The sequence below is a fragment of the Rhodococcus sp. EPR-134 genome (assembly GCF_001647205.1).
GTDB lineage: Bacteria > Actinomycetota > Actinomycetes > Mycobacteriales > Mycobacteriaceae > Rhodococcus_F > Rhodococcus_F qingshengii.
In genome coordinates this window covers 1-11,374 of the sequence record NZ_LVCT01000125.1, presented here as the reverse complement: position 1 = coordinate 11,374, position 11,374 = coordinate 1, and the positions used below count along the sequence as shown (strand labels likewise).

At 61.4% G+C, this 11,374-nt stretch carries 11 protein-coding genes; 2 read left to right on the top strand and 9 right to left on the bottom strand.

The annotated features are described in order from the left end of the window. Nucleotides 1–75: 75 nt before the first annotated feature. The 7 genes from A2J01_RS35685 to A2J01_RS05605 all read right to left on the bottom strand — a co-directional run bounded on the left by A2J01_RS35685 (nucleotide 76) and on the right by A2J01_RS05605 (nucleotide 3,992). On the bottom strand, nucleotides 76–219 hold the full coding sequence (locus tag A2J01_RS35685; protein WP_156519186.1) for a hypothetical protein: 144 nt from the start codon (nucleotides 217–219) through the stop codon (nucleotides 76–78). 77 nt (nucleotides 220–296) lie between these two features. Next, on the bottom strand, nucleotides 297–551 hold the full coding sequence (locus A2J01_RS05630; protein ID WP_156519185.1) for a hypothetical protein: 255 nt from the start codon (nucleotides 549–551) through the stop codon (nucleotides 297–299). Nucleotides 552–628: 77 nt separating this feature from the next. Further along, nucleotides 629–1,441 carry a hypothetical protein gene (locus tag A2J01_RS05625; RefSeq protein ID WP_052959774.1) on the bottom strand — a complete coding sequence of 271 codons (813 nt, stop codon included), beginning with the start codon at nucleotides 1,439–1,441 and terminating at the stop codon, nucleotides 629–631. A gap of 131 nt (nucleotides 1,442–1,572) precedes the next feature. Further along, a complete protein-coding gene (locus tag A2J01_RS05620) occupies nucleotides 1,573–1,911 on the bottom strand; it encodes a hypothetical protein (RefSeq protein ID WP_064112282.1) in 339 nt (112 codons plus the stop codon). Nucleotides 1,912–2,157: 246 nt separating this feature from the next. Continuing rightward, on the bottom strand, nucleotides 2,158–2,790 hold the full coding sequence (locus A2J01_RS05615; protein ID WP_164490651.1) for a TetR/AcrR family transcriptional regulator: 633 nt from the start codon (nucleotides 2,788–2,790) through the stop codon (nucleotides 2,158–2,160). 423 nt (nucleotides 2,791–3,213) lie between these two features. Further along, entirely contained in the window at nucleotides 3,214–3,732 is a 519-nt protein-coding gene (locus A2J01_RS05610; RefSeq protein ID WP_064112281.1) for a hypothetical protein, read from the bottom strand. Between the two features lie 110 nt (nucleotides 3,733–3,842). After that, nucleotides 3,843–3,992: a hypothetical protein gene (locus A2J01_RS05605; RefSeq protein WP_156519184.1), complete on the bottom strand. Its 150-nt coding sequence runs from the start codon at nucleotides 3,990–3,992 to the stop codon at nucleotides 3,843–3,845. A gap of 566 nt (nucleotides 3,993–4,558) precedes the next feature. On the opposite strand from A2J01_RS05605, the gene A2J01_RS05600 reads away from it, so the two are divergent. Further along, nucleotides 4,559–9,289 (top strand): methyltransferase domain-containing protein, encoded by a 4,731-nt coding sequence (locus A2J01_RS05600; RefSeq protein WP_064112279.1) that lies wholly within the window; start codon nucleotides 4,559–4,561, stop codon nucleotides 9,287–9,289. 234 nt (nucleotides 9,290–9,523) lie between these two features. On the opposite strand, the gene A2J01_RS05595 is transcribed toward A2J01_RS05600, so the two are convergent. Next, entirely contained in the window at nucleotides 9,524–9,994 is a 471-nt protein-coding gene (locus A2J01_RS05595) for a hypothetical protein (protein ID WP_064112278.1), read from the bottom strand. 382 nt (nucleotides 9,995–10,376) lie between these two features. Here A2J01_RS05595 and A2J01_RS05590 point away from each other — a divergent pair, with 382 nt between their 5' ends. Continuing rightward, nucleotides 10,377–10,916 (top strand): GIY-YIG nuclease family protein, encoded by a 540-nt coding sequence (locus tag A2J01_RS05590; protein ID WP_064112277.1) that lies wholly within the window; start codon nucleotides 10,377–10,379, stop codon nucleotides 10,914–10,916. Nucleotides 10,917–11,126: 210 nt separating this feature from the next. On the opposite strand, the gene A2J01_RS36795 is transcribed toward A2J01_RS05590, so the two are convergent. Then, nucleotides 11,127–11,374: hypothetical protein (locus A2J01_RS36795; protein WP_231915710.1), on the bottom strand; the 248-nt coding region annotated here is incomplete at its 5' end.

Sequence of the window (11,374 nt, the reverse complement as noted above, 5' to 3'; positions counted from 1 at the left end):
GAAAGAGACAGCCGGCGGGTGTGGCAGGACGGATTGAGAACGCAAAACATGGCGGCGAGCTCGGGTTCAGTAGCACTACCTAGATCGAGGGCTCATGCGTCGATGCACCTTCGCATACAACGCAAGTGCAGTTTCCATGTATTCGTAAGCTGCGATGATGCGGGGGTCGTCGGGATCTTCGCCGTCAGCGATGAGCAGTGCGCGGTCGTCTTCGTTCATAGCCTGTTGGACGCATCCGGAGCCGTCCTGGTTCCCTCCCGGCCTGCGGTAAAACCCTCCCGTGAGCTTCCCCGTACTCAGCGGTGATCGACAGGAAGACTGATGGCGTCTTCGGTAACGCACAGGTCGAGAGTAACGGTGTTCTGATGGTTTCCACTGGTAGCAGCCACTTTTACCACGGCAATCCAGACCGAGGTCGTCGTGCGCAGCCAAGCGAACTGGGTGCCGGCCATGATTCCGTCGATATGGATGGCGGTGGCTTTCACATGTAGCGGTATCCGGTCAGCACGTGGCGTATGGCGGGCAAGACCGAGGGCAATGTCCATGTCCACGAGCACTTTCCGTGGTGGTGTGAGCCAATGGATGTTGGGGTGCTCCGGCCAGGCGTCGACCCATCCATGGGTGTCGATCACAGTGCCTCGAGCAGTCGAGTATCGCTGGCATTGTTCTTCGGGGCGCCATCGAGCGCCTTCCATGTCAGGTTGCCTGTTCCGTCGCGGACTTCCATACGCTGTGTGCGGCGTTGAAATCCCTTGCCGGCAGCCGCGACGTCGAACTGGACGGCGTTTATTCGACCACGCCCGCCTTCGACTCCTCCGTAGCCTGTGACAGTGGCTTCGATGCGCAGGTCCACACCTGGCCAGTTCCCTTGCGTGACAAGAAGTACAGAACCTTTCGAGCGAGCCCGAGCCGTGACAGCCCGCGCCCGACTCGGGGTGACGGCTGCTCCGGACAGCCCGAGAACAACTACGTCGACTCCGTCTAGCATTATCGCGGCGACTTCTACAGCAGCGTCCCGAGGATCGGGTATGAGCGCGATGCGGGAGAGATCACCACCGTGTTCGGTAACGGCGAGGAGTCCGAGTCGGGGCAGGCCGATTACCGCCGCTCGGTGCCCGGCAGCAGTAGCGGCCGCGAGAAGGCCGACGAGGATGGATGCTGCGCCATCGACGGCGGCGACGGCGCCTCGGGCGAGCCCTCGGTGTGGGAGTAGCGCCGCGATCGGGTCGGGCACAGGCAGCACCCGGAGCGTTGATCGGGTCGTGTCCGTACTCGCAGGCGTCTCGACCTTGCGAACTGGCTCAGCGATCGACTCAGGTAGGGCGTCGACGTTGTTTCCAGCGGGGATCGCAGCGATCTTCCGACGGAGCTGTTCAAGCTTTTGCGCTTTGGACAGCACCTCCGAGGACGGTTGCCGCTGTTCAGGCAGATTCGTGGTCACAATCTGCCTCCCACTGCCGGTCTCTCACTCCTTCACAGTACTAGAACGTATGTTCGATTCGATAGTTTGGGTGTCGACAAGGGAGGATTCGTGGGCAGTACTGCCAGAATCCGGCCGCTCTGCGGTAGAGATCAGATATTCGCGCCGGATTCCACGTGGGCCACTCCAGCGGAGGTCTTTCCGCGTTCCTGACGTTTGGCGTCCAGCTGGTATCCCAAGAGAATTCCCAGCGAGAGCACCGTCGTGGACATTAGCGCGCCCATGACGAACTTCCCGGTGAGGCTGCTGTAGATGTCATTGTGATTTACGAGTGCATGCGCGGCGATGAGGCCCGCGACAAGAGAGGAGAAGCCAAGGACCAGTTGAACCGACGTGCGTCGCGCGACGTAGGGATCGCGGTGTCCGTTGAGTACATCGACGACGAACATCATCCCGAAGATTATCGGTGAGATGACCAAGAAAGTGACCATTCGGGTTCCTCTCGTTCGCACGACAGGTCAACTCAAAACCCAAGCAGGACTGCACAGTTTTCGTCGAAGATCGTCTCGTCGATCTGGCCTTCGTAGAAGGTCTCGTCGTCCTCGGATTCTTCATTCAGCGGTGCCATCTCTGCTCCCCTCCACTGCTTCCGCGAAAACTCTCTTACGCAATACGGTGTCATGCTGGGCTCCGCCCATTGCCGTTCTACTTTGGCCCTCTCGATCGCGGTGGGTATCTCAGCGCGCTACTACGAGGCTCAAATGGGCAGTGAGCAGGTCATCAATACGGGTGGGAAGATCCACGTCCTCTCGCATGATGGGGGCGGCATTGACTATTCCGACGAATCCAGCGCACACGTTCCAAGCGAGGTGGTGCGCGTGTGCGGTGTCTCTGATAGTTCCGTCTGCGATGCCTTCGTCGACAACGTCACCGGTGGTATCGACCCACTGCCGATAAGCCTGATGCGCACCCTCGATTCCGGCTTCGAGGGTCAGTTTCATGCCGGCACGCAGTTGCAGATCACTCTCGACGCCGCGCGAGAGGTCGAGGAACACCCTTCTTAGCTTCTGTGCAGGGGGTTCTGCGGCGGTGCAAGCGCCGGAGAATGCGGTCTCGACGGCACTCGACCAGCCGTGAACGAGCTGCTGGGCAATGGCCTCTTTGGATGGAAAGTGATAGAAGAGAGCACCTTTGGAGAGATCTTTGCTCGTGATCACGTCCTTGATGCTGGCAGCGCTGTATCCCCTCGCGTCAAAGATCGCGGCCGATGCGTCGAGAATCGCGTGGCGGGTGGTGAGCGCGCGCTGCTGCATGTGACGTGGGGAGCCACCGGAGGGTCGGTTGATGGTGGGCCGAATCGAATCGTTCATCGTGGCAGGTCCGTTCTTGTGGCTGTTCATCCCTGGTTTTGGCGCACTGTCAGGGGCACCTTGTGGGTAGAGGTTTACTCGTTCGTTCTCGTTGCTTGCTGCGGCGGTCGTAGAGGAGGGCGATGGGCGTCGAGGACACGTTCCGCGTCGGTATCGCGCGGTATCGCCATCTGCTGTCGTCGTCGTGACCTCCGGTTCAATGCGGTGTGTTCGGGCCTACTGTTGCTGCCAATGTTGCAGTGTGCGGCACGAGTGACTTGGCGAACAGCAACATAACAAGGTCATTTCGGTGGACAGTAACTGATTGCTTGCCCGATGCAGGGCTGCGGTCAGCGGATAGATCCGGACAGCAGTCCCGCGACCACCAGGCTGGACTGGGCCGGCCAGTGCCCACCCGAAACATGTGGTGGGCACTGGGCGCTCTCAGAATTCGATAGACGCGGCCACGACTGTGTAGAACTCCTGACCGCCATTGTCGAAGTACCGGGAAAGCACCTCATCGATGTCCGCTGGGATCGGCCCATCACGCTCACCCCACCAACAGGCTGCGAACTCTGCTGCGGCGGCCTTCGCTGACTGCTCGTCAAAGTGCACAGTGACGTTCGACCCGTGCTTGTGCTCGATGACCAGCACATACAGTTCCGTGATCTGATGGGAATTCAAGTCGTCGTCTTCGACGAGTGGATCCGGGAATGCGGGCGCGTCGCAGTCCGCCGGGTAAAGCCGCCATGGCCCCTCCCCTGTCGGGTGGGGAAGCTCTGTGCTGTCCGATGATTCGCCGTCCCGCCACAGACCGAACACTGCCGACATTAGGCACGCGAGGTCTCCGTCGTCGTAGGCGGTATTTGTGCCGGCGTCACGGGCGCGAAACAGGTGCAAGGCTTTCGCGCGGTCCGCTGCGGTGATCCTCGAGCATGTGTCGGTGACGGTATTCGATCCCATATCGATCGTCCTCTCAAATGTTCTGTCGGGGGGGAAACTCTGTATGCGAGAAATGGCAAGGGCCGGAGAGTTCCCAGGAGGGTCTCTCTCCGGCCCGAATGACGTTCGGATCAGCGCGCGGGCGCAATTCGCGCATCGCGGCGTTCCCGGCGGGAAGCCTTCGCCTTGAGCGCCTTACGTTCTCCTGCCTTCCAGTTTCGAGAACGGCGGGTCTTCGCGAATGCGTCGACCTCGTCGCCGCCCACAGTCTTACGCTTCATTTCGATCTCCTTCGCAGTCGGTGTGTTCTTCACCTACTGTCGTCGAAGCCATAATGCAGTGCGGCACAACAGGCCTTGTGAGCACGCGAAACATCCTGTCGCAACGGCAATCTGACCAGGACAGGATCGACACTGCAGAAATGACACGGCGGGGTATACCCCACCTCTCAATACCGTCCCGCTATGCCACAAGCCAGGGCCGATCGTTGACGACTGTGAGAATCACGACCCATCGGACAGGAGCTACGAAACGTGCGCCCGGCAACGATCGTTTCCCACCCTTGCCTGCTCTGTTCCTTCCGGGCGGGTCTCGAAGCTCGAGATTTCAAGCGATCACGCTGGTGCTGATGCGTGGTCACAGAGGGACTGAAATGCACGTTGATACCGGCGATTACAGCGCAGCCGTATTGCACAGCTCAGCAATACTAGAAAACAGCCTTTTAACTGCACTTATCCTGCTGTGCCGCACTCATTTTCGATGCCCCGGATTGTGAGTTCTGCTCGATGGCCTGCCGGTACACACACCACACCTGGCAGGTCTCCCCCAGATCTCGGAGGCAAAATTCATGGGAAAAACTCGCGACATCGTCGCCGACGCTATAGCCGCGCTGGAACTGCAGCGCGACCTCGTCGACGGCTTTCCACTCACCGGCGACCAACGCTCCACATTGCAGGCATGGCCCGGGTGGGGTTCGCTGGCATCGGCATTCGCCCCGGAACCTTCCGGGAAGTGGCTTCATCTGGCCGACCAGCTCGATTCACTGCTCACCCCTCCCGCACGCGCTGCTGCTGCCGACGTTGTCGACACGGCCTATTACACGCCCCCAGAGGTGGGACAACGTCTTTGGCAGATCCTTACCGCTGCAGGTTTCACGGGCGGCCGGGTGCTTGATCTCGGCTGCGGACACGGCGCGCTCATTTCGGCTGCCCCGGACGGACTGCCTATCGACGTTACCGGCGTAGAAGTAGACCCCACGTCCGCGCGTATCGCTTCACTGCTGCACTCGCGTGCCACGATTCACACTGGCCGTTTGCAGTCACGATCGTTGCGCGACAACTACTTCGATGCAGTCGTGGCGAACGTCCCGTTCTCGTCCGTCAATGTTCACGACTCAGTGCACCGGATCAACTTGCCGTTGCACAGCTACTTTCTCATGCGCGCGGTCCGAGCGGTTCGCCCTGGCGGCTACGTCGTGGCAATTACCTCGCGGTTCGTGATGGACTCCGGCACCACCGGCAGTGAACTGGCTCGTCATGCCGACCTCGTAGCGGCAGTACGGCTGCCCTCGGGCACCTTCCCTGGAACCGATGTTGTGGCTGACGTGCTGGTATTGCAGGTCCGCGCGCCCGGCCAGAAGGCTTCGGGCTGGATTGACACGGTCAATTTCTCGCGGAATCCCGGTTACCGACTGGGAGCAACTGTCGATGAACGCGACGTCGTCGACAGACCGTTGGGTGAGGGCCAAAACGCTACAGCGGTACGCGTGAATCGGTATTGGGCATTGCATCCGCTTCATGTGGCAGGTGAGATGCGCGTAACCGGCAACCGATACAACGGTTTAGCGGTCGTCACTGACGCCCCCGGCCCAGCGGTAGATGCGGCGATCACCTCTGTCTGCAGCGCGCTACCTGCAATGACCGCTGCTCCTATCGCCGATGACGGGCTTTCGGATGTAATCCTGGTAGACGCGCAAGGTCGCAAAGAGCGTTCGTTTCACGTCGTAGACGGGCAGATCTTCACTGTGACCGATGGCGCTCTTGTCCAGGTACAACGGCCGGCGCGGGAGTTGTTCGATCTGATCTCGCTTCGAGATGCGGCCATTAACTTGATGGACCTCGAGTCCGATCCGGACTTGCCCGACGAAACGATCGCTCCCGCTCGCGCACATGCTCTGGACCTGTACAGGCTGTACGTCGCAGCGTGGGGCGCGTTGAATCGGTGCACTGTGCGTGAGGGGAAACCTGATCCGGAAACTGGAGTCCCCGCAGTGTCGGTGCGTCGTCCATCGATGGGCGGGTTCCGCCGCGACCCGGACTACCCGCTGGTCTTGGCGCTGGAAAAGTACGACCCCGACACTTCGACAGCTGAGCCGGCAGCAGTACTGCTAGGGCGGGTCAACAAGCGACCGGTGCGGGTTGAGCGTGTCGACACTGCGGCCGAAGCGCTGGCCGTCACTCTCGGTGAGGTAGGCCGCCTGGACTTGTCGCGAGTAGCTGAGTTGTTGGGGCTCTCGAGCCTGCAATCTGCAGCGGCGGCGCTCGGAGATCTGGTCTACTCGGATCCACAGAACGGCGGGCGATGGACCCCGGCACGCGACTATCTGTCGGGCAATGTTCGGAGCAAGTTAGACGCAGCACGGCGCGCTGCGAAGCTCGATCCCGCTTACCTCCGCAATGTGGCAGCCCTTGAGGAATCGATGCCCACGCAACTCGGAATGCATGACGTACGAGTGAGTTTGGGGGCTCCTTGGCTAACGGCGGACGATATCGGAGCGTTCCTCACCGAAGAACTCGGCACCACGTATACGGGGGCGATTCACCATTCGCCGTCAATCGCGTATTGGGAGTTGTCGTCGTCCCTTCGATGCTCGCCTGACGCGTCGGTCCTCTACGGCACCGAAGACATGTCCCCGATCGAACTTCTCCAATGCGGGCTCAACGGCAAACGCCCTGTCGTCTACATAGACCTTCTCGACGACGGGGTCTACCGACGCGTACGTAGCCCGCAGAGGACCGCTGCTGCGGCCGACCGACTGCAAGCCCTCCACGAACGATTTAGCGTGTGGATCTTCGAGGACGAAGCACGCCGCGAACGGGTTCTGGCGGCCTACAACTTGCGGTTCAGTTCCCATGTCACTCGTCGCCCCGACGGGTCACACCTGACTGTTCCTGGAATTTCTGCTGGGCTCACCCTGTGGCCTCATCAACTCGACGCAGTCGACATGGTGCTCTCCCGTCCCCGTGCACTGATTGCACACGCCGTCGGCGCCGGAAAGACCTTGGAGATGGTGTGCTCAGCGATCATGCTGCGACGCTTCGGTTTAGCGAACAAACCCTGCATTGCTGTCCCCAAAAATATCTTGGAGCAGATAGGCCGGGAGGCGCAGCAGGCCGCGCCGGCCGCGAGGCTTCTCATCGCTACAGAGGAAGATCTCGCGCGCGATTCTCGCCGGTTGTTCGCGGCACGCTGCGCTACCGGCGATTGGGATGCCGTGATCATGACCCACGAGGCGTTCTCCACGCTCGGGGTCGACCCGGAGTCCGAAGCGGAGTGGATCGAAACCCAGAAAGCCACCGTCCGCGAGCACATGAACAACGAACCCGAATTCGGTAGGGGCGCACGTCAAACGGCCAACGCCGTAAGGTCATTGGAAGAACAGCTCGACCGGCTCCGCTCGAATGTGACTGATCCCGATCAAATCACGCTCGAACAACTCGGAATCGACTACATCCTGATTGACGAGGCCGACAAGTTCATCCGGATACCGGTTGCCACCCGCGCCGACGGATTCTCGCTCGGCTCGTCCAAACGCGCTACTGACATGTTGCTCAAAGTGGAGACTTTGGCGGCCCGGTACCCGAATCGACCGGTGGCGTCGATGTTCACCGGAACCCCGTTTCGCAACACTCTCGCTGAAATCTACTGCTGGGCACGGTTTATGATTCCCGACCGTCTCGACCAGATCGGTTTGGCCCATTTCGACGCGTTCGCTCACACGTTCATCCGGTGGGAGACTCGAATCGAGGTTGCACCCGACGGGTCGGGCTTCCGGACTCATACCCGCCCGTCCACAATCCAGAACCTGCCCGAACTCCGCGGCCTGCTAAACGAGTTCGCCGACCTTCTTCCCACCGAAGCGCTCGGGCAGAAGCGCCCGGCCCGCAACGATCACACCGTTGTCGTCGATCCTGGCCCGCAGATCCTCGACTACGTTGCGGGGCTGGTGCGCCGGGCCGAGAACCTGCAGAACACCAACAGCCGAATCCGCGGCTCAGACAACATGCTCACCGTGTGCGGAGACGGCCGCAAGGTTGCTTTGGATCCCAATCTTGTAGGCATCGAGATCGCGTCACCGAAACTGCTCGCCGCCGCTGAGACCATCGCTGCGACCTACCGTCGAGGCCTCGACCGCACGTTCAACAACACCACTCCTGGTGTCCTGCAATTGGCGCTCTGCGACCTGGGCACCCCCAAACCAGACGATGCGTCCACCTATGGCAGGCTCCGGCAACTGGTGGTCGAACTCGGGGTCCCGGCCAACCGCGTGCGTTTCGCACACGAGGCTACGACACCGAAATCCCGGGAAGCTCTACACGCCGCCTGCCGTGACGGGTCAGTATCCGTGTTGCTCGGGTCGACGCCGAAAATCGGTATCGGAACGAACATTCAAACCCGTCTGTCTACCGTTCATCTGATCGCGCCGCCCTGGCGCCCGTCCGATGTCGAACAGGGCGAAGGTCGCGCGTTCCGGCCAGGGAACCTATGCGAGTCCGTAGACGTGTTCACCTACGTCACCGAACGCACCTTCGATGCCTACTCGTGGGAAGTGTTGCATCGTAAGTCTCGTGCCTTCGCACACTTGTACTCCACCGATTCGACGATCCGGGAGGTCGACGACATCGGAGATACAACATTGGCGTACGCCGAGATCAAAGCTGCGGCTTCGGGGAACGTATTGCTACTCGAAGAAGCCGAGATCAAATCTACGGTGCGTACGTTGCGCCTTCGGCGGGCGACGCATCTACAGAATGTGCGCCGCGCCGTCCAGCAAGCCGACCAGTGCGCAGCAGCGGCCGAACGTCTGCGGCGTCGTGTCACCGCGCTCGATGAACTGTACAAAGACCTCGACGACCGGCCAATCATGTTCGACCGGTTGGTCGACGACATCGGGTACTTAATCACCCGACCACATCGAAGCGCATCTGTCGGCCCGCTGACTGTGGAAACGGAAACGTCCGAAGGCCAGATCATCGGCTTCACGATCCGGCATGACTACACGACACTGGCGGACGTCCCGGTCTCCCGATCTCAGCTCCGACGGGGCGCAGCCCGCATCGCACCAGCAGTAGCAGAGACGTTGCACCGTCTCACCGCCCCAGAGCGAACCGAATCCGCTCGGTTGCAACAGTCGATCGAACGGCTACGAGCGGAAGAGGACGCTGCTCGCAACGCTGCGACCTCGCTCCTGTTCCCTGACGAGCAGACGCTCGTCGCCGCCGAAGCCCGCCTAGCTGCGATCGGTGCGGAGATCGCCGACGCCCTCGACAGCGACCGCCAGCACAGTCAGGCGGCCTGACCGACGCGGGGCAGGTGTGGACCCCTTCGCCTTGCCGCACCTGCCCCGAATCCCACACCAGCGAACCGGCCCTCACAGATCAGGTGTGGGGGCCGGTTCGCTGGTGCCGGCGGCAGCAAAGAGCCGGACAGGTCCACAGACAACTTCCCCACAGCGCGGCCGGACAGCCACGACCACAAATGACCCTGGCGACTTACGAGAAACCTCTCGTAAGTCGCCAGCGGTATCTGCCTCTCAGGCGGCGTACACAACACGCCCAGACTCTCGGCCAACCAAGCCGCCGTCCAGAACCCACCGGACGAACAGCGGCTCGCTCGAATCGAAGTTGGCGTACTCCACCTCGCCGGTCACCCCCAACTCCGCGACAACAGAGAGCGCCGTTTCGGCCGCTACGGCGTCCCAGGGATGACCAGCATCGCGCAGCGCACCTCCACCGCCGAACCGGATGTGCAACGTCGACACCGTGCCGTCTACCCGAAAGTGCTCGCACTGCTCTGCCAGGGCGCTCGTACGGAACAATCCAGCCAACATCCCAGCGAGCCGCGCATCAGGACTGACGTCAGAGAACTCACCCCGTGTCTCCGCACCACATGACGCCAGCGAAGCAATCGTTGCCGCCACTGTTGCATCCAACCCACCATCGTCGTCACTTCGATCAGCGACGACGAATGCTCCACGGAAGCAACGACTTTGTCCTTCACCCATTGTGTCCCTCGATTCTGTCTGCGAAATCCGATACGCCAATGGTCACCAGGGACGACTGCGGGTGCGGCACGCCGACCTCATTCTCCGCTCGAACCGAGAGCCCGGACAGGACACACACCCAACGGATCCGATTTCCAACACGCGCTGGCCCACCGAGACCCCGTAGCTCTCTACCCGGTCACCGCACTGACGCGCACCCACCACCGCTCTCGCGCTTCGGGTCCAGTTCACGGACAGCGTCCGCCCGGTGCGCGATGCCTTCATCACTTTGCATGCACCGTGCCGACGAGGCTGACAGCTCGCTCCACACGACCCTGCCCTCATCGGCGACAGTTCCTGTTTGTCGCGCTGAGTGTCTGCATGGCGAGGCAGACTGCTCGCTATGCCAACCCCGCATCCCACGGCGCCGCACGATGCAGCCGATACCATCACCGCGCTCAGTAGCTCTAGTCGCGCGCTCGAGGACCTATCCATGGTGCCCGCGGCACCGGGCCTTTACGCGTGGTGGGCGGCGCCGGAGGTGTTCTCTCAGTTCCCGGGGCCCACACACCCGACCAACGCCGGGATACGGCTGCTCTACATCGGTCTCGCCACGAACCTGCGCCGGCGGATTATCAGTAATCATCTGCGCCGCAGCGGATCATCCACCCTCCGCCGCACCCTCGCCGGGTTGCTCCTCGATACCGAGCACTACCGGACCCGACGCACTGATCGCGTCGTCCTCGTCGACGAGGACGAGATTCGACTGACTGCCTGGATGCACACCCATCTACGATTGACCTGGTGCCAGCACCCCTCACCGGCCGCGGTCGAAGCCACCGTGATTGAGCAGTGGTCACCACCGCTCAATGTTGCTCATGCCAGCGGACCTGCCCGTGCCGTGATAGAGGCCGCACGCGCGGCCTACTCCGCCAGTGTCTGACTCGCCCGGACACGACAATGCGCCCAGCCCGCTATCGAATGTGGACAGATCGCCTTCCGCCTCAACAGGCCGCATCGGCCTCCCTGCCACCGTCGAGGGGTGCAACCTGAGCAGTTCCCATCACCGAAAAATTTTGATCTCTTCGAGACAGCTCCATTCCTCCCACACACACTGCATTTCAGGTGTTCGAGGGGTGCGGTCATGACGGAGTCAGAGCCCGTCGGTCAGGCTGAGTCCTGTGCTGAGTAACGGATTGTTGATGACATTCGTGCGCAAGTACTCGATCTGCGCGGTTAGGTTGGCGCGCAGCGCCGTGAGTTCATCGGACATTCGCGTGGTCTCGGAAGTAGCCATCTCATTTAGCGTGATCTGGGTGTACGCCTCCTGGAGGCCTGCCTCCTGCTGCTCGAGCTGATCAAGTGCCTGCATCTGTTTGATCAGTCGATCCAACGGGGCGA